Origin of the sequence: Ancylobacter polymorphus (assembly GCF_022836935.1) — a bacterium.
GTDB classification, from domain to species: domain Bacteria; phylum Pseudomonadota; class Alphaproteobacteria; order Rhizobiales; family Xanthobacteraceae; genus Ancylobacter; species Ancylobacter polymorphus_A.
Genome location: NZ_CP083239.1, coordinates 646,404 through 668,797 on the forward strand (window position 1 = coordinate 646,404; position 22,394 = coordinate 668,797).

Annotated in this window: 28 protein-coding genes; 23 read left to right on the forward strand and 5 right to left on the reverse strand. The window is 63.4% G+C overall.

Features of this window, described 5'->3' with window-relative positions:
- The 19 genes from K9D25_RS03070 to K9D25_RS03160 all read left to right on the forward strand — a co-directional run bounded on the left by K9D25_RS03070 (nucleotide 1) and on the right by K9D25_RS03160 (nucleotide 14,428).
- Complete coding sequence (locus tag K9D25_RS03070; protein ID WP_244379120.1) at nucleotides 1-3,375, forward strand: host specificity factor TipJ family phage tail protein; 3,375 nt, start codon at nucleotides 1-3, stop codon at nucleotides 3,373-3,375.
- A gap of 5 nt (nucleotides 3,376-3,380) precedes the next feature.
- The gene (locus tag K9D25_RS03075) at nucleotides 3,381-4,730 is read left to right on the forward strand and encodes a hypothetical protein (protein ID WP_244379122.1); all 1,350 of its coding nucleotides are present in this window, start codon (nucleotides 3,381-3,383) and stop codon (nucleotides 4,728-4,730) included.
- Nucleotides 4,731-4,760: 30 nt separating this feature from the next.
- Nucleotides 4,761-7,301 carry a DUF2793 domain-containing protein gene (locus K9D25_RS03080; RefSeq protein ID WP_244379124.1) on the forward strand — a complete coding sequence of 847 codons (2,541 nt, stop codon included), beginning with the start codon at nucleotides 4,761-4,763 and terminating at the stop codon, nucleotides 7,299-7,301.
- Nucleotides 7,302-7,361: 60 nt separating this feature from the next.
- A complete protein-coding gene (locus K9D25_RS03085) occupies nucleotides 7,362-8,135 on the forward strand; it encodes a glycoside hydrolase family 19 protein (RefSeq protein WP_244379126.1) in 774 nt (257 codons plus the stop codon).
- On the forward strand, nucleotides 8,132-8,335 hold the full coding sequence (locus tag K9D25_RS03090) for a hypothetical protein (RefSeq protein WP_244379128.1): 204 nt from the start codon (nucleotides 8,132-8,134) through the stop codon (nucleotides 8,333-8,335). The genes K9D25_RS03085 and K9D25_RS03090 overlap by 4 nt, the downstream gene beginning before the upstream one ends.
- The gene (locus K9D25_RS03095) at nucleotides 8,332-8,721 is read left to right on the forward strand and encodes a hypothetical protein (protein WP_244379130.1); all 390 of its coding nucleotides are present in this window, start codon (nucleotides 8,332-8,334) and stop codon (nucleotides 8,719-8,721) included. Before K9D25_RS03090 ends, K9D25_RS03095 begins: the two co-directional genes overlap by 4 nt.
- Complete coding sequence (locus K9D25_RS03100; RefSeq protein WP_244379132.1) at nucleotides 8,718-9,026, forward strand: hypothetical protein; 309 nt, start codon at nucleotides 8,718-8,720, stop codon at nucleotides 9,024-9,026. Before K9D25_RS03095 ends, K9D25_RS03100 begins: the two co-directional genes overlap by 4 nt.
- Entirely contained in the window at nucleotides 8,984-9,778 is a 795-nt protein-coding gene (locus K9D25_RS03105; RefSeq protein WP_244379134.1) for a S1 family peptidase, read from the forward strand. Before K9D25_RS03100 ends, K9D25_RS03105 begins: the two co-directional genes overlap by 43 nt.
- Before the next feature lie 62 nt (nucleotides 9,779-9,840).
- Entirely contained in the window at nucleotides 9,841-10,098 is a 258-nt protein-coding gene (locus K9D25_RS03110; protein WP_244379136.1) for a hypothetical protein, read from the forward strand.
- Nucleotides 10,095-11,366, forward strand: coding sequence for a helix-turn-helix domain-containing protein (locus K9D25_RS03115; protein WP_244379138.1), 1,272 nt, complete (start codon nucleotides 10,095-10,097; stop codon nucleotides 11,364-11,366). The genes K9D25_RS03110 and K9D25_RS03115 overlap by 4 nt, the downstream gene beginning before the upstream one ends.
- Complete coding sequence (locus K9D25_RS03120; protein ID WP_244379140.1) at nucleotides 11,363-11,566, forward strand: hypothetical protein; 204 nt, start codon at nucleotides 11,363-11,365, stop codon at nucleotides 11,564-11,566. The genes K9D25_RS03115 and K9D25_RS03120 overlap by 4 nt, the downstream gene beginning before the upstream one ends.
- Before the next feature lie 17 nt (nucleotides 11,567-11,583).
- The gene (locus K9D25_RS03125) at nucleotides 11,584-11,904 is read left to right on the forward strand and encodes a hypothetical protein (RefSeq protein ID WP_244379142.1); all 321 of its coding nucleotides are present in this window, start codon (nucleotides 11,584-11,586) and stop codon (nucleotides 11,902-11,904) included.
- Nucleotides 11,901-12,431 carry a DUF1937 family protein gene (locus K9D25_RS03130; protein WP_244379148.1) on the forward strand — a complete coding sequence of 177 codons (531 nt, stop codon included), beginning with the start codon at nucleotides 11,901-11,903 and terminating at the stop codon, nucleotides 12,429-12,431. Before K9D25_RS03125 ends, K9D25_RS03130 begins: the two co-directional genes overlap by 4 nt.
- Nucleotides 12,428-12,598, forward strand: coding sequence for a hypothetical protein (locus tag K9D25_RS03135; RefSeq protein WP_244379155.1), 171 nt, complete (start codon nucleotides 12,428-12,430; stop codon nucleotides 12,596-12,598). The genes K9D25_RS03130 and K9D25_RS03135 overlap by 4 nt, the downstream gene beginning before the upstream one ends.
- On the forward strand, nucleotides 12,591-12,809 hold the full coding sequence (locus tag K9D25_RS03140; protein ID WP_244379166.1) for a hypothetical protein: 219 nt from the start codon (nucleotides 12,591-12,593) through the stop codon (nucleotides 12,807-12,809). Before K9D25_RS03135 ends, K9D25_RS03140 begins: the two co-directional genes overlap by 8 nt.
- A complete protein-coding gene (locus K9D25_RS03145) occupies nucleotides 12,799-13,080 on the forward strand; it encodes a hypothetical protein (protein WP_244379168.1) in 282 nt (93 codons plus the stop codon). Before K9D25_RS03140 ends, K9D25_RS03145 begins: the two co-directional genes overlap by 11 nt.
- Complete coding sequence (locus K9D25_RS03150) at nucleotides 13,080-13,364, forward strand: hypothetical protein (protein WP_244379170.1); 285 nt, start codon at nucleotides 13,080-13,082, stop codon at nucleotides 13,362-13,364. Before K9D25_RS03145 ends, K9D25_RS03150 begins: the two co-directional genes overlap by 1 nt.
- Nucleotides 13,351-14,025: a deoxynucleotide monophosphate kinase gene (locus tag K9D25_RS03155; protein WP_244379172.1), complete on the forward strand. Its 675-nt coding sequence runs from the start codon at nucleotides 13,351-13,353 to the stop codon at nucleotides 14,023-14,025. Before K9D25_RS03150 ends, K9D25_RS03155 begins: the two co-directional genes overlap by 14 nt.
- A gap of 190 nt (nucleotides 14,026-14,215) precedes the next feature.
- The gene (locus K9D25_RS03160; RefSeq protein ID WP_244379174.1) at nucleotides 14,216-14,428 is read left to right on the forward strand and encodes a hypothetical protein; all 213 of its coding nucleotides are present in this window, start codon (nucleotides 14,216-14,218) and stop codon (nucleotides 14,426-14,428) included.
- A gap of 19 nt (nucleotides 14,429-14,447) precedes the next feature.
- Here K9D25_RS03160 and K9D25_RS03165 read toward each other — a convergent pair whose 3' ends face one another.
- Nucleotides 14,448-14,636, reverse strand: coding sequence for a hypothetical protein (locus tag K9D25_RS03165; protein WP_244379176.1), 189 nt, complete (start codon nucleotides 14,634-14,636; stop codon nucleotides 14,448-14,450).
- Between the two features lie 134 nt (nucleotides 14,637-14,770).
- Between K9D25_RS03165 and K9D25_RS03170 the strand changes: the two genes are divergently transcribed.
- The 4 genes from K9D25_RS03170 (at nucleotide 14,771) to ampC (ending at nucleotide 17,749) form a co-directional block, all read left to right on the forward strand.
- Nucleotides 14,771-14,935 (forward strand): hypothetical protein, encoded by a 165-nt coding sequence (locus K9D25_RS03170; RefSeq protein WP_244379178.1) that lies wholly within the window; start codon nucleotides 14,771-14,773, stop codon nucleotides 14,933-14,935.
- 31 nt (nucleotides 14,936-14,966) lie between these two features.
- A complete protein-coding gene (locus tag K9D25_RS03175) occupies nucleotides 14,967-15,224 on the forward strand; it encodes a hypothetical protein (protein WP_244379180.1) in 258 nt (85 codons plus the stop codon).
- Between the two features lie 362 nt (nucleotides 15,225-15,586).
- Nucleotides 15,587-16,540 (forward strand): prolyl aminopeptidase, encoded by a 954-nt coding sequence (gene pip / locus K9D25_RS03180; RefSeq protein ID WP_244379182.1) that lies wholly within the window; start codon nucleotides 15,587-15,589, stop codon nucleotides 16,538-16,540.
- A 30-nt stretch (nucleotides 16,541-16,570) separates the two neighbouring features.
- Nucleotides 16,571-17,749, forward strand: coding sequence for a class C beta-lactamase (gene ampC / locus K9D25_RS03185; protein ID WP_244379183.1), 1,179 nt, complete (start codon nucleotides 16,571-16,573; stop codon nucleotides 17,747-17,749).
- 9 nt (nucleotides 17,750-17,758) lie between these two features.
- Here ampC and K9D25_RS03190 read toward each other — a convergent pair whose 3' ends face one another.
- The 4 genes from K9D25_RS03190 to K9D25_RS03205 form a co-directional block, all read right to left on the reverse strand.
- Nucleotides 17,759-19,132: an APC family permease gene (locus K9D25_RS03190; protein WP_244379185.1), complete on the reverse strand. Its 1,374-nt coding sequence runs from the start codon at nucleotides 19,130-19,132 to the stop codon at nucleotides 17,759-17,761.
- Nucleotides 19,133-19,225: 93 nt separating this feature from the next.
- Nucleotides 19,226-20,086, reverse strand: a complete 861-nt coding sequence (locus K9D25_RS03195) for an SAM-dependent methyltransferase (protein ID WP_244379186.1) — start codon at nucleotides 20,084-20,086, stop codon at nucleotides 19,226-19,228.
- Between the two features lie 373 nt (nucleotides 20,087-20,459).
- Nucleotides 20,460-21,251, reverse strand: a complete 792-nt coding sequence (locus tag K9D25_RS03200) for a hypothetical protein (protein ID WP_244379187.1) — start codon at nucleotides 21,249-21,251, stop codon at nucleotides 20,460-20,462.
- On the reverse strand, nucleotides 21,252-22,172 hold the full coding sequence (locus K9D25_RS03205) for a hypothetical protein (protein WP_244379188.1): 921 nt from the start codon (nucleotides 22,170-22,172) through the stop codon (nucleotides 21,252-21,254). It abuts the gene before it with no gap.
- Nucleotides 22,173-22,394: the final 222 nt, after the last annotated feature.

Below are 22,394 nucleotides of genomic sequence, written 5' to 3' on the forward strand. Positions count from 1 at the left end.
ATGACCACTGCGACCATGCTTCCGGTGCTGCACATCGCAGCGCCGGGGATCGAGCTTGCGCGCGCCATGCCCAAGGCCCGCGAGACGGTCGCCAGCTTCCTGCGCCGCACCGGCTGGAGCACGACCCGCACGCCGACGATCTGCGTCGTGAATGGCGAGCCGGTGCTGCGCGCCCAGTGGCGCAAGACCCGCATCAAGGCCGGCATGTCCGTACTGTTCCAGTCGCTCCCCCGTGGCGGCTCGATGAACGGCGGCAGCATCGCGGGCCTGCTGGGGATGATCGCCCTGACCGCGCTGGCGCCCTATGCAGCGGGCGGAATTGCCACGGCCCTTGGTGTCTCTGGCGCCATCGGCAAGGCGGTGATCTCCGGCGCCATTCTTCTCGGTGGCGGCTTCCTGCTGTCCACCCTCACGGCGGTCAAGGCCGGCGGCGACCAGGCGGCCGAAACGCCGATCTATTCGTGGGCGCGCCAGAGCAATTCCGCCAAGCCTCTCCAGCCCATCCCCTGCGCCTATGGCCGCACCAAGCGCACCTGCGACTATGCGGCTGTTCCCTGGTCGTCCTTCGAGGGCAACAACCAGTATGTGCACCTGCTGCTCTCCGAAGGGGTGGGCAAGTTCGAGCGCGAACAGATCCTGATTGGCGACACGGTCCTCTGGTCCGCGGAGGACGGCCTGAACCCCAATTTCACCGGCGTCACCATCGACTTCTATGACCCGGGCGAGGAAATCACCGCCTTCCCGGTGAATGTCGAGACCTCGGAAGAGGTGGACGGGCAGGAACTGCAGTACCCCGCCTGGACGGGCGGGTTCATCGCCAACGCCTCCGGCACCACGGCTACGCGCCTGGTGTTCGATGTTGTCTGCCCGAATGGCGTTGGCGAGGTCAACGACAATGGGGATTTCGCCTTCTATCCCGTCGGCGCACGGGCGGAATATCGGCCCGTCGACAGTTCCGGGAATCCGACCGGTGACGGCACGTGGTCTCTGCTGGGCTCGGAATTCTCCAAGTTTTTCAGGTCCAAATCCGCCGTTCGCTTTAGCGTGGGCGGCGATGTTCCCCCTGGCCGTTACGAGGGGCGGCTACGCCGGCTGATCTTCAAGAGCACGGACCCGAACGTCTCCGACACCATGATCTGGGCGGGGCTGCGCGCCTTCATCACCGGGCCGAAATCCTTCCCGGTTAGCACCATCGCGATCCGCGCCAAGGCCACCGACCAATTCTCCGGCGATTCCGCCAGCAATCTCGCCGTGGTCGAGACGCGAATCCTCCCGGTGTGGACTGGCTCCGCTTGGGAGGAGCAGGCGACGCGCTCGCCGGCCTGGGCAGCCTATGACATCGCCACCAACACGGAATATGGCGGCAGGTTCTCCGACACGCGGATGGACTTCCAGGCGTTCTATGACCTGGACGCCTTGGCCGCGAGCCGGGGGGACACGTTCGACTACGACTTCACGTCCACCCAGCCGGTGCCGGATGCCCTCGACATCGCGCTCGGCGCCTGTCGGGCCAAGCACAAATGGCTCGGCGGTACGCTCTCGCTGTTCCGGGATGAGTGGGCGTCGGTTCCCGAGGTGATGCTGACCGATGGCGAGATCGTCCGGGGCTCCCTCGAAATTGAGTACATCATGAAGCCGTCCGACGCGCAGCAGTGCGTCGTTCATGAGTACATCAACGAGGACACCTGGCAGATCGAGGAGGCTGTGGCCCCGCGAGACGCCACGGAAGAGATGATCGCCGACGCCACGCGGCTCCAGCTTGAAGGCGTGGTGAACCGGGCGCAGGCGCAACGGGAAGCGGAATTCCTGCTGCGCCAGAACCTTTATAGGCGCCGGCACGCGACCTTCGAGACCGAATATGAAGGCCGGATGCTCTCGATCGGCACGCCGATCCTGCTGCAATCCGATCTTCCGCTGGAATGGGGGCAGGGCGCCAAGATCGCCCAGCAGATCGGAACGTCGCTCTATCTTGATCGGAAACTGACCTGGGCAGAGACCGGCCAGCACTACGTCGTGCTGCGGACGCCGCGCGCTAAATCCTTCGGGCCGATCAAGTGCAGCATGGGCGCCAATGCGGCTGTGGTGGTGCTGGACGGAACCGACCTCGGCATTGTCGAAGCCGCGCAGAGCCTGACGCTCGACAATGTGCTTGATCTGGAGCCCGGTTCGCCGCTGCCCAGCCTTGCCTTCGGGCTCGGCACTGGTTGGGTGCGCCGGGGCGTTGTCTCGCGCGGCACTCCTTCGGGAAGCCGGGTCCAGATCAGCGTCTATCTGGACGATGAGCGCGTGCATGTGGAGGACGGCACGCCGCCGCCTCCGCTGCCGACGGGCACGAGCCTTGTGCTGCCGACCTTCCCGCAGGTCTTCGGCCTCACGGCCCGCATCATCGCCAATGAGGTGCCGCGCCGCGTGGAAGCTCAGTGGGCACCGTCGGCCGGCGCCGTCACCTATGTAGCGCGCGTCTCCTATGACGACGGGGAAAACTGGACGGCGCTCGGCGAGACCCGCGAGAACATCCTTTCCGCCGTGGTGGACCCGTTCGCGCTCACGCTGCAGGTCGCCGCGGTCAATGCCACCGGCAAGCAAGGGCCGTGGGCGTCCTACAGCCTCGCCGCTCCGGGGGCGGACGAGGTGCGCGCGGACAATCTCCAGGCCACCATCGACAGCTTCAAGGCGGGCCTGCGCGAGAAGATCGTCGAGCAGAACGACGCGGCGCTCGCGACCCTGAACGAAAAGCTGGAACTGCAAGCCCAGATCCAGGCGGAGCTTGACGCGCAGTCCTTCCTTGATCGGCAGGAATGGCGCTTCCAGCTTCGCGCCACGAGCGATCGGGTGACGGCCTCCTACACCGAGGCGATCACGGTCGCGGTTGGGCCCGATTCCGCCATCGCTCAGTCGATCACGGACTTGCAAGCGCAGGTCGACAACATCGGCGCGAACCTGAACGTCTCCTGGACGACGGCAGTAACCCCAGCCGGAGCGCTGGCGGCCTACGACATCGTCGCCAAGGTGAGCGACAGCCTGTCCACCACGCAGGCGGCGATGACAATCGCGGCCTATTCCGCGGTAGGCGGCGGGGCCTATTCGGTGGTGTCCTTCGACGCCGAGAAGTTCATCGTCAAGAACACGGTGAGCGGAGCGACGATCACCCCGTTTGTCATCGACGGGACCAGCGTCACGATCTCCGGCACGCTCATCAAAGAAGGCACGGTGACGGCGGAAGCGCTGAACGTCGCCACGCTCGACGCTATCAGCATCCAGATGGGCACCCTCAAGGGTGGCAGCATCGAGCTTGGGCCGCCGGGCTCTGACCCATTGATCGTCTTCAGCGGCGCCGTTCCGTCGGCTCCCTTCCTCGACTTCTATTCCTCATAGGCGCCATGAGCACAAACACGACGATCGCCGTCATTGACGGCGTCGTGCGCTTGCGCACGGGCCTTGCCGGGCACGACCTGAAGGACCCGGCCCTTGATGAGCGCTATCTAACGTTCGACAGCGCTTGGACCAATGCCTTCCGGCTGCTCAAGGGCGGCGTGGTGGCTGGGGGCAGTCTTTCGACGCAGAGCTTCAGCTACCCCGCCAATCCCGTGCCGGGCACCCGTACGGTCAGGCGCATCCCCGTCACCGGGGCGACGGTCAAGACACCGGCTCTTGCGTGGGCAACGGCGGGCAGCGGAACAGTGAACTGGCATCCCGCCGGCAGGCTGCTCTCGCTCCCACCCGATACCGTCAGCTATCAGAAAGCGTATCGCACGTGCGCCGTCAATCTCGCGACCGATGAAATCAAGGTTTCGCCGTCCTTCAGCACGCGGGATTACGCTTATCTTGTGTTCCAGACCGACGCCACGGCCACGGAGGCGACGGGGCCGAACGGCGGCAGGATCGGCGTTCACCCGCTCTATGGGATGGGGGTTTTCATCTCCCGTCCGGGGTTCGACCATCTGACCTGCTCACTGGACGACATGATGCTGACGACCAGTCGCAACATGGTGCAGATTCGCGAGACAGGCATGGCGACGCCGACGCAGTGGACCGGAGGCGGGGCGCGGTCCCCTGCGGACACTGTCTATGGCGGACCATTTAATGAAAGCGCGACTATTCGATACGGGGTCAGGATCACATTAAGTCGAAGCTATCCAGATTATCCGCCAGTCATAGCTTATCGGATGGATACGGGATATATTGACTCCCTGCCGTCGATATTCTGGGTGAGTGCCAATGAAATAATCATTGGCAATCTTCTGTCAGACGATGCCGTCCGGTATGCAATTCTTGGTGTAGACCCGGCCTACACGCCAGCGGCAGACACGGGTCGCATCAAGCGCATTCGCTTCTTCAACGGCGCGCTTGACATCACCAAGCACAACGTGAACTGGGAAGCCGCCGCCGAGGCGGACTTTTTATTTCGGTCCAATCGGCAAACGCCACGGTTCACCGGCTTCAACGCTTTCCCGGTTTCTTTCCCGACGGGCGTCTATAGCCTTCCATCTGCCGCGCCAGCGGGGGCCGGTCCCTCTTTCTCGTTCTTCCTCGTAAACGACACAGCAGGTCTATGGTGGTGCGGCTGCGGATACACCGACATGCAAAACGTGGTCGGCAGCGGCGGAACATATAACTCGTATTGGCGCGGCGCAGTTATCAACCGATCACAGTATCGATGGTACAAAGACACGTCCATCACCTGGAATCCATTGGGCTGGATCGGCTCCATGAACGTCTCCGACTTCTAGCTCATTCAATACTTCTAAAGGCATCCCAACATGGCTGATTATTACGCGACCGGCGCCGTCTCGGTGTCGAACGGCAGCACGACTGTGACCGGCTCAGGGGTGTTGTGGAGTGACGTGCGCGCCGGTGATACTCTGGAGCTCGCCGGCCAGCGTGTGACGATCGCTGCCACGCCCGTTAGCCCCTACACCTCGCTGACGCTCGCGCTGGCATGGACGGGCACCACCCAATCCGGCGCCTCGTATTACATCCGCTACGACGCGCCATCGCGCTTCACAGCCGGCTATCTCGCCACGCAGGTGCGATCCTTGATCGAGCGCACCAGCATCATCGAGTCCGCTGCGCCGACCTACACCGTGCAGGCTGTCACCAACACCCCGCCGGGCTCCCCTGTCGCCGACGACACCTATGCGGTAGGGAATTCACCTTCCGGAGCGTGGTTGGCCAATGCCGGCAAGCTGGCCCAATGGACAGGCTCGGCGTGGACCTTCACCACGCCCGAAACCGGATGGCTGGCCTATGCTGTGGGCGATGGGCAGTATGTCTATGATGGTGGATGGGTCCCCCAAGGCGACCAGTTTCATACAGAGAAGCTGACCGACGCCTGGTTGAATGGGAAAGCGCCGAGCGTCATTTCCCGCGCCGCTCCGCGCTGTCTGACGCCGGAAATGTACATCGGGCTTGATACCCAGATCATCTATTGCCCAGGCGGCGAAGTGCCTGACTTTTCAGGCGCTACCGACTTCAAGCCCGCTTTCGACGCCATGCGCGATGAGATGCTGACGCTGCTGGAGGATGTCGAATGGCCGCCAACCTCTTCCTACGGGTGGAAGCGGCATAAATTCGGCATCGCGCTCCAGCCCGGCTTCCGCTATGCGGTAGAGGGACCTATCAACTTCACCGGGCTCCAGACGCGCGGCCTCGTACTACAGGGAAACGGCGCGCAGATCATCGGCCGCTTTGACGATGGCGCTGTTCTCGATCTCCTCGGGTCGGCAGGCTGGCGCGTCCGCGATCTCAGCATCGAGTCCTCGACTGGACTGTCTCCCGATCTCGGGGTGCTATTCGGGCGCGAATTTCAAGGCGCCTCCAAGACCTGCGAGGGGATGCTCTTCGATAGCGTCCGTGTCGATGGGTGGTGGCGCAAGGCCGGGGTGTACAATTCCGGGTCGGAGCTATTCACCTATATAAACCCCTCCGTCTACAGCTACCGCACCGACGTGCCGGCGCTCTGGATCGACTGCCAGAATGAGCTTGATGTCGCTACGCTTACGGCGTCCACTGTCGCTGATGTCGCACAGGGCGTGAACGAGAGCTGCATCCAGCACACCATTATTGGCGGGTACCTGCGAAACATCCAGGAGAACCAGTACGGCGCCGTGCGCATCGACGGCTCGCGCGATGGCGACCTGAATACGACGCGCGGCGTGAAGCTCATCGGCACGTATTTCACGAATAACGGCACAGACACTGACACAGTGCGCCCTGCCGTTCGCATTCGTGGCATGGTCGACGACGTGCTCATCGACGGGCATGGAGAGCTGTCTAACCCGACTGACAGCATCGTAAACCTGTCTCATATACTGTATTTCGACCTTTCGGACACAGGAACGACGCACAAGTTCAGCGGGATAAAGGTTCGGGACTATTTCAGCGACGCCGAAATCGCGGTGATAGGCAAGAGCAACACCGACACGATCGAGCTGGCAGACTTTGAGTGCTCCATCGCCTACAGCCGAGGTGCTTACCCGTCCGGCACTCCGGCCAAGCTGTTCGGTTCGAACTTCTCAGCGGCTACCGCGCGCGTCTCTGGCAAGATAACGACGGGCGTCGTCCCTTCGACCTTCCTCAATCTCAACGATGTCACCTTCAATGGCACCCTTGAGACGATGGAGCTTATGTCCGGGATCGGCGTTGGCTTGCCCGGCCGAATCAACATCAACACGACGGACAGCGGCGGGGGGAGCTACGTCAAGCAGGCCACCAAGCTCATCACGTCCAACGGCACGGTCGCGGTCGAGGGGCATGACAAGATCGTCCTTAGCGGCTCCGTGACGGCTGTCTCGTTTTCCAACGGGTTCCGCTATCACAGTTTTGAATGCGCCAATGGCACAAGCAACGATGTGACCATATCTGGGCTTGCCGGCCCGGCCATCGTTCTTTCACCGGGCCAAGCTGTCATCATCTCCCAGTATCAGACATCGTTCTATGTCGCTTCTGGGTCGTATTCTGGTGTGTACACGCCGACGTTTACAAATAACGCAAACGTCGCGTCTTTTACTACGCACCCTCTCCGAGTCTTCAGGCTGGGGAAATATGTGCAAGTGTCTGGACTTGTGCAGATTTCAGCAACGGCCGGCTCTGACACAGCGACGAGCTTTAACATGACGCTTCCGTTTGCAAGCGCCTTGACTGGAGCGCAGCAATTGACGGGCTCAGGCGCTGTCATTGGCCAGAATCGACCTGTCGGCGTTCTTGGCGATGCAACTAACGATCAGGCGCAAGTCAGCCTGGCGGCCCCTGCCAGCGGCGCGCTTAACTTGGCGATCAGCTTCTCTTACGAAGTCCTATGAGCGCCGCACAACTTTAGTCGTCGCCCACCTTCTGACCCTCCTTACAATCTGGAGACCACAATGAACCGCACGGTCTTTTTCGACCGGGTGCGAGCGAGGCCGTTTGGCGGTTCGCTCTCCCAGCCGCAGGTCGAGGGCCTAACCGCCATTCTCGACGCGGCCGAGCGACACAGCGTGAAGGACACGCACCACGTCGCCGACATCCTGGCGCAGGTCCACCACGAGACGGGCGGCTACATGCTCGGCATCAAGGAGACTGTGTACGCCTCTCACACGGATAAGAACCCCTCCGATGCGACGGTTAAGGCGCGCCTTGAGGCAGCGTGGGCCAAGGGGCGGCTGTCTTGGGTGAAGACGCCGTATTGGCGCGATGGGTGGTTCGGGCGCGGGCCGATCCAGATCACGCACCTCGACAACTATCGGAAGTTCGAGAAGCGCCTCGGCATCCCGCTCACGAAAAATCCGAGCCTTGCCCTGGATCCGGTGCATGGCGCTGATATCGCCGTCGTGGGCATGTCGGAAGGCTTATTCACCGGCAAGAAGCTCGCCGACTTCAAGTTTCCCGCCGCTCTTAGTGCCCAGCCCAAGGACCACCCGCGCCGCATCGTGAACGGGGCGGATGGGACTGACAGCACCATCGCCAAGACTCACGCCGACTTCTATGCGGCGCTAGAGGCGGCTGGATGGGGGAAGGCTACAGCAACAATCACCCCGCCTCCGCCGGAGAGGGACTATTACACGCCAGCCGATGTTCATCCGCCTGCGGCGCAGCCGTCATGGCTGGCTAATCTGGTTTCTGCTCTCATCGCCATCTTCAAGAGGAGCGCCAAATGACCGGCGCATTCGCGCGCATCCTGATGCGAGTCATCGCCGGGGCGCTGCTTTACAAGGGCTATATCGCGGCCAGCGACGCCGAGTATTTCGGCGGCGACCCGGAAGTGGCCATGGTCGCAGAGATGGCGCTTGGCGGCCTTGTGTGGGCCGCTGCCGAGGTGTGGTACCGCATCGCCAAGCGCATGGGATGGCCGACGTGAGCATCGTCGGCTGGCTCACTGGCGGCGTCATCAGCCAGCTGACCGGCCCGCTGGAGCGAGCGTATCAGGCCAAGCTAGCGGCGGACACTGACGCCAAGAAGCTGCAATCCGAGCAGCAGATCGCGTTCTTCCAAGGCCAGATATCGCTCGCGACAGCCGCAGCGAGCAATGACAAGTGGTACTCCATCCGCTCGCTTATGGGCTTCTGCGCACTGTCCTACGTGGCCAAGATCGTGGTGTGGGACACCGTGCTGCAGTTGGGGGTGACGAAGGACCCAGGCGTGCAGGTGACCGGCATCGTGATGACGGTCATCGGGTTCTATTTCGGGAGCAAGGCGGCCTCTGACATCGCCGGCAAGTTCCTAGCCGCCATGGGCCGCAAATGACGATCACCGAACTGGAAAGGCTCGCCGTGGTCGAGAACGAAGTGCGCCACCTCAACGACAAGCACGACGATTTCCGGGACGAGGTTCGCGGGGAGTTCCGTTCCGTGCGCAGTGACGTGGCGTCGGTCAACGACAAGATCGACCGCATCGAGACACTGCTGACGCAGGCGCAGGGCGCATTGTTTGTGACCCGCATCGGCTGGCTCGGCATTGCGCGCGTGACCGGATGGGCTGGCGCCGTCGCCGCGTTCGGATTCTATGCATGGGAGAAGATGGCAGCCATCATCGCTGCCATGCCGCGGTAGCCGTCACGCCGCTCCAATTTGTGACAACTCCGGCCAATCTTGCGGATTGCCGCCGCTTGCCGCTGCCGACGCCTATCTGGCCGCAGAAGGTCGCGGCGTGGTGCCGGGCCTCAGAGGGCTTGGGCATGCGCTACGGTATGATGGCCATCGCAGTGGCCGCTTCTGTTGTCTTCGGCGGCCTCTCTTATGCCGCCTATCGTGACATGCCGGCGCCGCCGGCAGCATCTTTCTCGGTCAAGATCGACTTCGCCGACGGCCACGGATCTGGTGCGCACATCGGCAGTGGCTACATCGTCACGGCTGCGCACGTCGCTGACGGGCGCGAGGTCAAGGTTGTCACTGACACCGGCGTCACCCGCGAAGCCAAGGTGCTGTGGTCGAACAAAGACTACGACGTCGCGCTGCTTCGCATTGATGACTTCGCCGATGTGCAGTCGGTGACGCTGTCCTGCGAGCCGCTGGCGCCCGGCTCACACTATGTGGCTTACGGCAACCCTGGCAGCGTCGATTTCGTGCGCGCGGCTGGAGAAGTCGTCGGTAAGGCCGAGAGGCGCGGCCCGTGGGCCGAGGTTGTCACGGTCAACGGCACCATCGTGCAAGGCATGTCAGGCGGCGGCGTGCTCGTGAGTGGCCGGCTGGCCGGCATCACCGTAGGCGTCCAGAGCGTCGCGCTCGGCGGCATGTTCCCTTCAATCACCGGGTTCGGCTTCGTCGTGCCCGGCTCTGCCATTTGCGGCCTCATGGGTCGCTAGTTCTGCCCGCTGCCGAGAGGTGGCGGGCACCTATTTTTTTGTCCTGATGATGGAGGGGGAAGATGGACTGGTTTATCATATTTGCTCTCAGCTTGGAGCCGCTGACTTTCTGGACAGCCTGGTACGTGATCGGTCTTCTGTTTATTGGACTCGTCGAGTATCGAAACATCCGCGCCGGTTTTGATTACACATCGTCCGACTTGGCCGGAAATCTCCTTGCGGCGACGCTAGGCCCGTTATCTGTTGCAGTTTTTCTTTCCGTATGGGCGTTTCGCAGCGGCAGCAAATGCAAGGTCCTCATCAAGGGCCGTCGCGCGTGATCACCTTCACAGACGAAGACCTCGCCATCTGCGTCGCAGCATTCCGCGAGCACGGCAACAAGCAGGCGGCGGCGGACGCTCTCGGCATGACGCGAGACTCGATGCGCCGCCGCCTCGCTCGCGCTGCGGAGCGCGGCATGCTCGGTACAGAACCGGTGCTGCCGGGCTACGCCATCCAGAGCATCGCCAGCAAGCAGGGCGACGCATGGGTGCGACAGACCCGCGAGCATGGCGAGGTGTTCGCCGTCCCCGCCGGCCAGTCCATCAAGGGCATTTCGGCGCTGGTGGATCCAGAGGGGCGGGAAGTCCTGAAGTGGGTGAAGACAGGGGCCGAGCGCACGCCGATCGACTGGGCAGCCCAACTGCAGGAAGCGTTCAAGAACTACGAGCCGAAGGGCTACCCGCTCGCGCCGCCCGATCTTACAACACTGCCGACCGGCCGTCGTTTGACGTTTACGCCGTTGCCGGATCTGCATGTCGGCCTCAAAGCGTGGGCCGGTGAGACCGGCACCAACTGGGATCTCACAATCGCCGAGCGCGTCATTTCAGAAGCGATCGACGAGCTTGTCAGCCGCACGCCACCAAGCAAGAGAGCCATCGTTCTCGGTGGCGGTGATTTGCTGCACAGCGACACCAACGAGAACAAGACGGCCCGCAGCGGCAACGTGCTTGACGTGGACGGGAGGTACGATAAGTGCCTGGATGTCGCCGAGCGGCTGGTGGTTCGGGCTATCGATGCGCACCTGTTGCGGCACGAGCTCGTTACCGTTCGCATTCTGAAGGGTAACCACGACGAGCACGCCGCCGTTGCTGTCGCGCACTTCCTGAAGGGGCACTATCGCAACGAGCCGCGCGTCACTGTCGATACCGATGCCAGCCTGTTTTTTTGGTATCGCTTCGGCCGGGTGATGATCGGCGCGACGCACGGCCACGAGGCCAAGATCCGCGACATGCCGGCCATCATGGCGCATCGGCGGGCCGAGGATTGGGGCGCCACCAAGTTCCGGTACATCCACGGCTTCCACCTGCACCACTCGGCGAAGTTCGCCACCGAAGGCGGCGGGTGCATCTCCGAAGTGCACCAGACGCCTACGCCCCAGGACGCGTGGCATTACGGCTCTGGGTTCCTGTCCGGCCGGTCGCTTCAGAGCATCACCTATGACGCTTTCATGGGCGAGGTCGGGCGCACGCGCGTCGCTATCGTGGACGGGATGCCGCCCGAAGCCGCCAACGACAATGAACCCATCAACGAGAGGAGCGTGGGGTGACCATCCTCGACGACATCAAGGCCGGACGCCTCACACTGGATGAGGCCCGCGAGAAGGCACGTCGCCGCATCCGGCGCAGCGAAACCATCGGCAACATCATTGTCGGCCTGCTCGTCAGCCTGTCGCTGTTCGCGGTGCTGGCCTGGCAGATCATTCTGCCCGTCATCGGGCTTCTTTGGGTAATGGGAGGTTTGGGGTGAATCAGGAGACGAAAGAGATGAAGACGTTCGATACGCTCATTGACGAGTTGTTCAAGCGCGACGTGAAGGTGAGTCTGGCCGTAATGTCTGGACGCCTTGGTCGCGCCCACTACAAAGCGGTGGTGGAAACTGCCACGAGTCTAGAATTGTCTTCATCTTGGCCGGTCTTTCAGTTCACCATCTTAGGCCAAAGCATGGACGACGTCGTGAGCGGCATTGAGGAGCGGCTGCCACTCGTCGAGCCCATTATCAAGGCACGCGAGGAGCACAAGGCCCGCCAGTGGAGGGAATTTGAGGGGCGCGGCGCCCATGACGCTGTGCCCAAGGAGGCCGCATGACCAACCAGACCGCAGCCCGCATCGCGCGGGGCTATGACGAGGCGCAGAAGGGCGCGACTGGCATAGTTACCAAGGAAAACACGGCCTACTGCACCAACCCACTGGAGCAGTACGCAGCCGCGTTCAACGCCGCAGAGGCCGCCAACGACAACGCCGACATCCACCCCGCCGAACTGGCGGGACTCGTCGGCAAGGCGGTGTATGTGGCCACACCCTACACGAAGTACGTCCATGGCCACGACGCAGCCGCCTATGACGCGGCTGAGGTGACGGCGCGGCTGATGGAGCTCGGCATCGCGGCGTTCTCACCGATTGCCCATGCGCATCAAGTCGCGCGCGTGGGGAGGCTCAACAAGATCGATGCTGACTTCTGGCAGCGAATGGACGCTCCGTGGGTGCGGCTCGCCGAAGCATGCGTGGTGGTGAAAATGCCCGGCTGGGAAGAGAGCGCCGGGGTGCAGCACGAAATCGCGGAGTTCCGCGCCGCCGGCAAGCCGGTGGTGTTCATGGCTTGGGGGATGGGGTGAGCAACAAAGCCACGGGCGAACCCCTGAAGGGCGGTGCCGAGCAGGATGCGTTGACCGGGTGGCGGCGTTTCCTCTCGTGGCGCGCCGGTGAGCGCAAAGCGGCCAAGACCAGCTTCTGGCGGCGCGTGCGCCGCAAGCCGATCGAGATGGGGGAAGATGATGAATGACTTCGAGATCGTGACCACCCGGCGCGTGGTCGACAACGACGGCAATTGCGACGACATCGAAGTGCGCCCGGATGTCGATGCTCTCGGCTTGGTCGAGATTTTTTGCAGGGAGACCGGCGCAAGCTACGTGATGCTCCCGGCACAAGCGCGGCTCATCGGCCAAGCCTTGGAGCTGTGCGCAGGCGAGGTGGAGGCAGCCAATGCTCCGTAAGGGCCAGAAGGTCGCCTGCATCAGCACCGCCGAGCTCGGCATGCTTGGCTATGGCGACGAGCGATACCCCACCCAGGGCGAGACCTACACCATCCGCGACATCGTCGTGGACCATTTCGGCGCGGAGGGCGTGTTGCTGGACGAGATCCGCAACGACCGGCTGCCGTACCGCGTCGGCGACAAGATCGTGGATTTCGAGAAACCGTTCGCGTCCTGGCGGTTCCGACCGCTGGTGGAGAGCGAGCAGACCAAAGAGATGGAGGCGGTGTGATGGGCAAGCTGCACGATGTGGCAGAGCGGCTGCTGAACGTGATGCGGCGGCGCAACGGGCTGCCGGACACAACGCTGGAAAACATGCTGCCGGAGCACCGCGCCGAATGGCTGGAGGATGCTCGCGCCGCCGTGGAGGCGATGCGGGAGCCTGACGATGGCATGATTGATGCCATGGCCGGATGGTCAGGTGACGACTTTGAGGGAACTGGCGAGCCCGATCGCCAAGCTTGGCGCGCAGCCATCGACGCCATTCTCGCGGAGGACACCAATGGGCATCGCTGAGGACTTCTACGCCGCAGTGGGCGACAAGGATGCGCCTGGCTTCGTCGTTCCGCCGGGCATGCGGCTCACCGTGAACGCCAGCCCACCCGCCAACGACAACCGCCCCCAGCCGCGCCGCCTGCCACCGGTCGTGGCATTCAGCGCGCCGGCCGGTGGCGGCAAGTCGACGGCGGCCCGCCACCTCGTCACGATGCATGGCTACACGCTGGTGAAGTTCGCCGGGCCGTTGAAAGACATGTGCCGCGCTATCGGGATGACAGAGTCTCAGATTGAGGGAGAGCACAAGGAACTCCCGTCGCGAATGCTGCAGGGCAAATCGCCACGACAGTTCATGCAGCTTCTCGGCACAGAGTTCGGAAGGGACCTAATCGGCCCAGGCCTTTGGTCGTCGCTGTGGCAGCACCGTGCACTGCAGGCTATTGACCAGGGGGGCCGGGTCGTGTGCGACGACATGCGCTTCGCCAATGAGGAAGCCGGCGTACGCCAGCTTGGGGGAATCGTCGTTCGCCTTGAGGGCCGGGGAGGCATTGCCGGCGGGCATGCATCCGAGGCTTACCGCCCGCGCGCCTCGGCGACGGTGTGGAACGGTGAGGGTGCGGATCTGGCCGCAGGGCTGGACGTCATGCTGGAGGCGTGGGGCGACATGCAGGAGGCGGCGTGATGGACCAAATGATATATGCCGTCGGCGCCGCGCACTTAGTGGTATATAGCGTCGTCGGAGGCACCTTGATCTTGGTGTATGCCGGTTCTCAGGCTATCGAATGGGCTTTACCGCGACTTCGGCTCAAGCGTGAGTTTTTGGCGTTTGCGGTGCACCGATACAAAAAGCGCCGGGCAGAAGGCAGGATGTGGTGACTCAAGACAGCGAACTGCGATTCATCAAGGACGCCGCCTTCGACGAGGCCAGCAAGATCGTCGAGGGCCTTCTACGTTCAGGTGACCCGGCCATATTCGCTGCAGCCGAGAAGAATCCTGATGGCTCAGTCAATCAGGTGAAATTAGCGCAGGCCATGCTGCGCACCACCATCCGGCTCGCCGCCGATATCAGGTCCGGCAAGCTATAGCCCACACCACCCCGTCGCCCTAACCGGCGGCGGGGTTTTTCTTTGCCCCAGAGCGCCTCGCGGCCTCTTCCCGCTCGAGCTTCTCCTCGATCGCCTCCCGGATGAAGGAGGCCATGCGGTTCGGGCCAACGATCGCCTCAATGCGGCTGCGATGCTCGTCGGTGAGACGAACCTTGGTTTCCTTCACATGCAGCGGCGGGCGACCCATCCGTGCGCGACTATCCGTCCCCGGAAAGTTTGTCAAATCTCCCCCTCCATAACCGTCCCCTCTTATTGACACCATAACCGGGGACGGTTAGGGTGGCAACTGGTAGTTGACGCACCTAGAGGCGGATTGCACCGATGACTCATCTGCAGCTTGCCATACTCCTCATCGTTAGTTCGGCGCTGGCGTTTCTGCTCGTGGACGGCATCGGCGGGGAGAACTTCGACTGCGAGCGCAGCCCCGGCGTACCGTATCGCTGGTCGCAGTGCCTCGAGATCCAGAGGATAGTCGGCGCGCCTTGACGTTCTCACGGTGTGAGAACAAAATGCGAACATGATCTATCAGCCCGGCCCCAACATCCTGAGCATGATGCGCGACGAGAAAGTGCTCGGCGTGGAGTGCAAGCCGTGCTGGCACCGCTCCGTGTTCACTGCCAGGCAGCTAATCGACCACAGCGCGGTCGGCGAGATGGAGGGCCTTGAGCGCTCCGTGCGCCGGATGCGGTGCGCCCTGTGCGGGCTGAAGAGCGCCGACGGCACGCAGCTGGCCGCCGATGCAGTTGAGGGCTGGCTGGCGGCTGCGAGGCGGTAGGGCGAGGTTGACAAAACGGGAACAAACGCGCTACAATCATTGCTCTGGGCGGTTTACTAAGTTTCGTTTTGTACACCCCCTGTTCCCCCTTCATTCTGCTAAACTTGGAAACGAAAGTCGTTATATTCCAACGACTTAGACGACTATTGTATAAGCGGGGGTTAAGGGGAGAGAGTGGGGCACGGGAAGGGCGTTTCCTCCCAGGGTTAACGCCGCACAGGCCTCGGCCCGCGCCCGAACGTCCCCGATGAAGGCGAGGCCCCTCTCAATTCAGGGAGGCAGCGCCGCCGCCCGTCATCGGAGTAGAGTAGCGGGTGAGTCGGCGCCGCGCCGGCGCCCCTAACCCAACAAGTACGGCCCCCATGAGCGAACTGCGCAGCCTCTACCCGCCGATCGAACCGTTCGAGACCGGCATGCTCGATGTCGGCAATGGCCATTCCATCTATTGGGAGCGCGTGGGAACGAAGGGCGGCAAGCCCGCCGTGTTCCTGCATGGCGGGCCGGGCGGCGGCATCTCGCCCGCGCACCGCTCGCTGTTCGACCCGACCCGCTATGAGGTGGTGCTGTTCGACCAGCGCGGCTGCGGGCGCTCCACCCCCTATGCCGAGCTGGAGCACAACACCACCTGGGACCTGGTGGCGGATATCGAGCGGCTGCGCGAGACCTTCGGCTTCGAGAAATGGCAGGTCTTCGGCGGGTCCTGGGGCTCGACGCTGGCGCTCGCCTATGCCGAGACCCATCCCGAACGCGTCAGCGAGCTGATCCTGCGCGGTGTCTACACCCTCACCCAGGCCGAACTCGACTGGTATTACCGCTTCGGCGTCTCCGAGATGTTCCCCGACAAATGGGAGCGCTTCCTTGAGCCGCTGAAGACGCCGGAGGAACGGGCCGACCCGGTCACCGCCTATCGCGCCTTGCTCACCGGCGCCGACGAGGCGGCAAAGCTCGAAGCGGCCAAGGCGTGGTCGACCTGGGAAGGGGAGACCATCACCCTGCTGCCGCATGCCGGCTATTCCGCCGATTTCAGCGACGGGCATTTCGCCCTCGCCTTCGCCCGCATCGAGAACCACTTTTTCGTCCACAAGGCCTGGCTGCGCGAGCGGCAGCTCCTCGACGACGCGCACAAGCTCCGGGGCATTCCCGGCGCCATCGTGCATGGGCGCTACGACATGCCCTGCCCGGCGCGCTACGCCTGGGAACTGTCGAAGATCTGGACCGATGCCGAGCTCTATCTGATCGAAGGCGCCGGCCACGCCTATTCCGAGCCCGGCATTCTCGACCGGCTCATCCGCGCCACGGACACATTCGCCCGTTAGGGCGGGAGTGTCCGAGCCAAGGAGCCTTCCATGATCCAGCTGTCCCGCCGCGCATTGCTCGCCTCGGCCCTGCTGCCGCTCGGCGCCGCCGTGGCGCCGGCCCGCGCCCAGAGCGCCGCCGCCCCGGCCGATTTCGGCAAGGTGGCGGCGCCCATTTTCAGCGCGCTGGCCAAGACCCACGGCATTCCCGGCCTCGTGGTCGGGATCACCCGCAACGGCCAGCACGAAATCCTCGCCATCGGCCAGACCGCGCGCACCGACGGCAGGCCGGTGGATGGCGACACGCTGTTCGAGCTCGGCTCGGTCAGCAAGACCTTCAACGTGACGCTGGCCGCGCTGGCGGCGGAGCGCGGACGGCTCGATCTCAACGCGCCGCTCGACAAGGTGGCGCAGCGGCTCACCGGCACCGCTTTCGGCGCCCTCACCCCGCTCGATCTCGCCACCCATGCGACGGGCGGCATGCCGCTGCAGGTGCCCGACAGCGTGCGCAACGAGAAGGAGCTGGTGGAGTGGCTCGCCGCCTGGAAGCCGGCCGCGCCGCCGGCGACGCGCCGCGCCTATTCCAATATCAGCATCGGCGTGCTCGGCCTCGTCACCGCCACCGCGCTCGGCACCAGTTTTCCCCGCGCGGCGGAGAACGACCTGTTTCCGGCGCTCGGCCTCTCCAGCACCTATATCGACGTGCCGGAAGCGGCGATGGCGCGCTACGCCATGGGCTACACCGCCGCGGACAAGCCGACCCGGGTGACGCCGGGCGTGCTGGCGCCGGAAGCCTATGGGGTGAAGTCCACCGCGATCGACATGCTCACCTTCCTCGACGCCAATATGGGCGTCGGCAAGGTGGCGCCGGACATGGCGCGGGCGCTGGCCCGCACCCATACCGGCTATTACGAGACGTCAAGCTATGTGCAGGAGATGGTGTGGGAGCGCTATCCCTGGCCGGCGAAACGCGACCGGCTGCTTGCCGGCAATGGGCCGGACATGGCGCTGAAGCCGCAGCCGATCAAGAAGCTCGACCCGCCCTCCCCGCCGGCCCCCGCGAGCTTCATCAACAAGACCGGCTCCACCAACGGCTTCGGCAGCTATGTGGTGATGCTGCCGGCGGAAAAGCTCGGTGTCGTCGTGCTGGCCAACCGCTACTACCCCAATGAAGAGCGGGTGAAGGCGGTCTATGCGCTGGTGGAAGGCCTGCTCGGCGGCGCGGGCTGACGCACCCGCTCACGCCGCCCGTGCCGGCGCGCCGCCCCAGCGGAGGAAGGGCACGCCCGCCAGCAGCACGGCCACCCCGACCAGCGCGCCATAGCCGGTATAGGCGATGCTGGCATAGAGCAGATAGGCGCAGGTGAGGCAGAACAGCGCCGGGGTCAGCGGGTAGAGCGGGGCCCGGAAAGCGCCTTTCCGCCCGGCTTCCTCCCGGCGCAGCAGGAAGAACGACACCCCGACCAGCAGCAGGAAGAACCAGAACACCGGCGCGGTATATTCCACCATGGCCTGGAAGCCGACGCGGGTGCCGGCGCCGAAGATCACCAGCGCCAGCGCGATCGCGCTCTGCGCCAGAATGGCGTTGACCGGCATGTTGCTGCGCTCCTCCCACAGGCCGATACGGCCCAGCACCGGGAGTTCGCGCCCCAGCGAATAATACAGCCGGGCGCCGGTGAAGATGGTGGCGTTCATCGTGCTCAGCGCGGCGAAGCACACCAGCAGCGCCACCGCCAGCGAGGCGCCGGGGCCGAACAGACGCTGCAGCGTATCGGCCGCGACCACGTCGCTGGCGCGCAGCCCCTCCAGGCCGAGCACGTTGAGATAGGCGAGGTTGACGAGGAAATAGAGCCCGGTGATGACCGCGACGCTCACCACCAGCACGCGCGGCATGTTGCGCCGCACATCCTTCATTTCGCCGGAGAGATAGGCCACCTCGTTCCAGCCGCCATAGGTGAGCAGGATCAGCACCATGGCAAGGCCGAACGCCCCGCTCGCCGAACTCGCTTCCGGCGCCGGTGGCAGGGAGGGAGCGCTGCCGAGCGCGAGGCCGAAGCCGGCGATGGCCAGCACGGCGAGGATGGTGAGGATTGTGAAGCCGAGCTGCAGTCGCCGGCTCTGGCGCGAGCTGGTCAGGTTGATGGCGGTAAACACCAGGATCGCCCCGGCGGCATAGAGTGCCGGCCCCCAGGGTCCCAATGGCAGGATTCCCTGCGCATAGTCGCCGAACACGAAGGCCACCGCCGCGATGGCGCCGGTCTGGATCACGGTCAGCCGGGCCCAGGCGAAAAGCAGCGCCACATGCCGCCCGAGCGCGCGGCGCAGATAGTGATATTCGCCGCCGGCATGGGGATGGGCCGAGCCGAGTTCGGCATAGACGAAGGCGCCGATGAGGGTGACGAGGCCGCCGATCACCCAGAAGCCGACAAAGGCCCATTCGCTCGACACGTTGAGCGCGACGATCTGCGGGGTGCGGAAAATGCCGATGCCCACCACGATGCCGATCAGCATGGCGATGCCGTCGAGCGCGGAAAGCGCCGGTTTCGGCGTTCCCTGCATCCGGGCAGGATCGACGGCCACAGCGGAATCGCGCGCGATCGCGAGGGGCTTCACGGGGCTCTCCATGTCGGGAAGGGGCGGGCGCGCACGGGCGCGGCACCCCGGCCGGCGGGCAGGCCGGGGCGGCACGGGCGGGGCGCGGAGGCGTTAGCTGCGAACGGCGGTCCAGTTCTTCACCGGCCCGTCCGAGGCGGTGCCGGACAGGCTGTTGCCGACCACCGCGCCGACATAGTCGACACCATCGACGGTGAAGCGCAGCTCCTTGCCGACGACGCGGCCCTGCTCGATCGGCTTGCCGCCGAGGTCGCCGGTGACCTTCTGATAGCTCTGGGTGAGCCGCAGCGGCTGTTCGCCGAGCTGCCACTCGCCTTCCACCTTGGCCGGCACGATCCACATCAGCGCCGTGCACCAGCGGGCGCAATTGTCGTCGAGACGATCGACCCGGTCGGCCTCCCAGTCGCCCATGTCGAAACTGTTGGAAACGACGCGGGTGCCGGGTTCGAGTTCGAGAATCTGCGGCCGCAGCCGCTCGTTCAGCTCCGGCAGCAGGAACAGGGTCAGCACCTGCGCCTTGGTGAAATCGGTCTCGAAGATATCGGCCTGCTCGAAGCTGGCGCGGTCGGCGACCCCGGCCGCCTCGGCGCGGCGCTTGGCCAGCGCGACCAGCTCGGGATTGTATTCGATGCCATGGGCGCGCAGCCCGCGCTGGGCGGCGGCGATCACCGTGCGCCCGTCGCCGGAGCCGAGGTCGATCAGGTGGTCCTGCGGCGTCACCTCGGCCATGTCGAGCATGCGCTCCACCAGCGTGTCGGGGGTCGGCACCCACACCACATCCTTGCCGGGCTGGCCGGATTGCGGCGCATAGCCTTCCTCGGCCGAGGTCGTGACCTCGGGCGGGGAGTTCACCGGCGGCGCCGTCTGCGCCGCGGCCGGGCCGGCCAGCGTCAGCGCGCCCGCGGCGAGCAGGGCGGCGAGGCCGGCGGCCGAGGCGCCTCTGCGCCGCGCCACCTGTTCTTTGCGCTGCGCCCCACCGATAAGCGATGCAACGGCAGCCTGAATCGACTGATGACAAAAGGAAAAATTTTCGTCGAACGCTCGTAGCAACTTACCTCTCCTTCGGTTGATACTTGCTCTATCGACTCTTGTTTAAACCTTCCTCTTGGTAACATCCGATCTTCAACGCCACCACTCAATTAACCTTGACGCCGCAACGGTCACAACGGTTTGAGCGAGGGGTTTCCGCAGCGCAGCAACGCCCTAGGCGCAGCGGGTGCGTAGACGTAGGCCCGATGGGGCGTGCCGCCTGTGCAGACCCATGACCGCCGGACAACGTGCAAGACGCCCGACGGCGATCCGCAGGATGTGCGCCAAGTGCGCGGGATCAGGGACAATCGGCGCGCGCGGTGAATCCGCCCGCCGCGCGATCCGCTTCAGCCAGGCGCTGGGCGTAGGGCTTGCAGTTTGCGGCAGCTTCCCGGCGCAAGAGCGAGGACCGATCCTCAAGAAAACGGTCAATCAGCCCCAGCCGGTCCGTCACAGGCTCCGACGTCCACCAGATTGGATGCGTCAGCAACTGCATCGCCGCCCGGGCGCGAAAAGCCTCGCTATCAAGCGGATGCCCAAACCTGAAAGATCCTTGGCTATCACTGTAATACGCCACATCCGAGAAGAACTTTGGCTGATACGTATGCTGGCGACCCGCCAGACAATTCGACATCCCCAAAAGCGACTTGGCCGGCCGATGAAAACTAATTGACGTGACGGGCCGCGAGATGATGCTTTCAAGAATAACGCACTCCCGACGCGCGGCGGCCTCGAGAACATCGGACCGATCCTCGTAACGGGAAGCATCAAAATGAAGCCCTATCTCGTGCCCGAGATCGCGGATTTTTTCGACTATCTGAAGATCCGACGGGGAACATAAATTGTAAAATTCAGTCCTCAGCAGGATAAAATATTGAGCCGAAACCCCTAAATCCGCCTCCATAAGAGCTATATCGAGAGCCGACTTGAAAGAAAAATCAATGTCATGACGGATGATGGCATGAGACTGAAGCGGATCGAAATCGCTGTAATTGACGATTCGATATCCAGACTTCAGAAATTCCTGCAGCAAGAATAAATAATCAGCCCACGTAAAGCCGCGCGGCGAAGCGGAATCAGATATGGGCACTTACGGCCCCTCCAGTCTCTTGATGACACGTGCCGGAACTCCCGCTACAACGGTACTCGGCTCCACCGACTTTGTCACGGCCGCTCCGAGCCCGACAACAGCGCCCGCACCAATTTGCAGTTTTTGCAGGATGGCCGCATTTGGTGCGATCCAAGCGCGATCGCCGATCGTGACACTTCCGCTGATCTCGCTGCACGCGATGATCTGACAATTTCGTCCAATGCGAACGTTGTGGGCGACATGGACCAAATTGTCGATCATTGTGTAATCGCCGATAATCGTCGGCTCGATCGTGCCCGATGCCACAGCCGTGAAATTGCCGATCTGGACAAAGTCCCCGACGACAACGCCGCCGAGATGAGGAATCCTGAGCAGGTTCCCATTCGAATCCGTCTCGACGCCGAAGCCATCCTCACCCAGCACGGCGTGAGAAAAGATGACGCAATTCTTTCCTATTGTAACATTTCTCGATAAAACAACGTGCCGATGAACAACGCTTCCAGCACCGACAACACAATCCGGTCCAATAATGCTATATTCACCTATGGAAGCGGTCTCGTCGATGTGGGCGGAGGGATGAATTATAGAGGTTGGATGAATACCAGAAAAAGAAGGACCAACAAGAAATTCGGCGACAACCTGGGCAAAGGCGAGTCGAGGGTTTTCGAGCAGAATTATCAACCCTTCCGGATCCGGCACCACCGAAGAACCCAACGGAGCGAGCAAAACCGAATTGCGGGGAATGAGCCGCTGCGTCGCCTCGCTCGGATCTGTCTTTGAAAAAGCAATTCCGCCTTCAACCAGCCCACTCGACGTACAGACACGGCGTATTGAAAATTCTCCCGGCTCGCCAATCAGTTCAGCCCCTAGCTTTTGCACACAGAATTCAGCAATTGCTTTCGACGATACGATTTTGGTCATATGTGGCCTCTCCGGCTGCGCATCGAGTTCGCGCGCACTGCAACAAAGACTTCTATTCCATCACCAAAACTCGCGCCAAGGCGCGCATATAACGCGCTTTCATACCATCGTCCTTCCGCGAGATAAACGATGTCGCGGACAGTCGCCGAGGCGCGACGCGAGCGGCGTTTTCTCGCTTCGTCCCTGGAAGCGAGACGACGATGTCCCTGATCCGCCGGGTGG

What these genes read in the sequence shown, in the direction of transcription:
- K9D25_RS03070 (WP_244379120.1), top strand. Translation starts at nt 1, where the DNA reads ATGACCACTGCGACCATGCTTCCGGTGCTGCACATCGCAGCGCCGGGG.
- K9D25_RS03075 (WP_244379122.1), top strand. Translation starts at nt 3,381, where the DNA reads ATGAGCACAAACACGACGATCGCCGTCATTGACGGCGTCGTGCGCTTG.
- K9D25_RS03080 (WP_244379124.1), top strand. Translation starts at nt 4,761, where the DNA reads ATGGCTGATTATTACGCGACCGGCGCCGTCTCGGTGTCGAACGGCAGC.
- K9D25_RS03085 (WP_244379126.1), top strand. Translation starts at nt 7,362, where the DNA reads ATGAACCGCACGGTCTTTTTCGACCGGGTGCGAGCGAGGCCGTTTGGC.
- K9D25_RS03090 (WP_244379128.1), top strand. Translation starts at nt 8,132, where the DNA reads ATGACCGGCGCATTCGCGCGCATCCTGATGCGAGTCATCGCCGGGGCG.
- K9D25_RS03100 (WP_244379132.1), top strand. Translation starts at nt 8,718, where the DNA reads ATGACGATCACCGAACTGGAAAGGCTCGCCGTGGTCGAGAACGAAGTG.
- K9D25_RS03105 (WP_244379134.1), top strand. Translation starts at nt 8,984, where the DNA reads ATGGGAGAAGATGGCAGCCATCATCGCTGCCATGCCGCGGTAGCCGTC.
- K9D25_RS03110 (WP_244379136.1), top strand. Translation starts at nt 9,841, where the DNA reads ATGGACTGGTTTATCATATTTGCTCTCAGCTTGGAGCCGCTGACTTTC.
- K9D25_RS03125 (WP_244379142.1), top strand. Translation starts at nt 11,584, where the DNA reads ATGAAGACGTTCGATACGCTCATTGACGAGTTGTTCAAGCGCGACGTG.
- K9D25_RS03130 (WP_244379148.1), top strand. Translation starts at nt 11,901, where the DNA reads ATGACCAACCAGACCGCAGCCCGCATCGCGCGGGGCTATGACGAGGCG.
- K9D25_RS03140 (WP_244379166.1), top strand. Translation starts at nt 12,591, where the DNA reads ATGAATGACTTCGAGATCGTGACCACCCGGCGCGTGGTCGACAACGAC.
- K9D25_RS03145 (WP_244379168.1), top strand. Translation starts at nt 12,799, where the DNA reads ATGCTCCGTAAGGGCCAGAAGGTCGCCTGCATCAGCACCGCCGAGCTC.
- K9D25_RS03150 (WP_244379170.1), top strand. Translation starts at nt 13,080, where the DNA reads ATGGGCAAGCTGCACGATGTGGCAGAGCGGCTGCTGAACGTGATGCGG.
- K9D25_RS03155 (WP_244379172.1), top strand. Translation starts at nt 13,351, where the DNA reads ATGGGCATCGCTGAGGACTTCTACGCCGCAGTGGGCGACAAGGATGCG.
- K9D25_RS03165 (WP_244379176.1), bottom strand. Translation starts at nt 14,636, where the DNA reads ATGGGTCGCCCGCCGCTGCATGTGAAGGAAACCAAGGTTCGTCTCACC.
- K9D25_RS03170 (WP_244379178.1), top strand. Translation starts at nt 14,771, where the DNA reads ATGACTCATCTGCAGCTTGCCATACTCCTCATCGTTAGTTCGGCGCTG.
- K9D25_RS03175 (WP_244379180.1), top strand. Translation starts at nt 14,967, where the DNA reads ATGATCTATCAGCCCGGCCCCAACATCCTGAGCATGATGCGCGACGAG.
- pip (WP_244379182.1), top strand. Translation starts at nt 15,587, where the DNA reads ATGAGCGAACTGCGCAGCCTCTACCCGCCGATCGAACCGTTCGAGACC.
- ampC (WP_244379183.1), top strand. Translation starts at nt 16,571, where the DNA reads ATGATCCAGCTGTCCCGCCGCGCATTGCTCGCCTCGGCCCTGCTGCCG.
- K9D25_RS03205 (WP_244379188.1), bottom strand. Translation starts at nt 22,172, where the DNA reads ATGACCAAAATCGTATCGTCGAAAGCAATTGCTGAATTCTGTGTGCAA.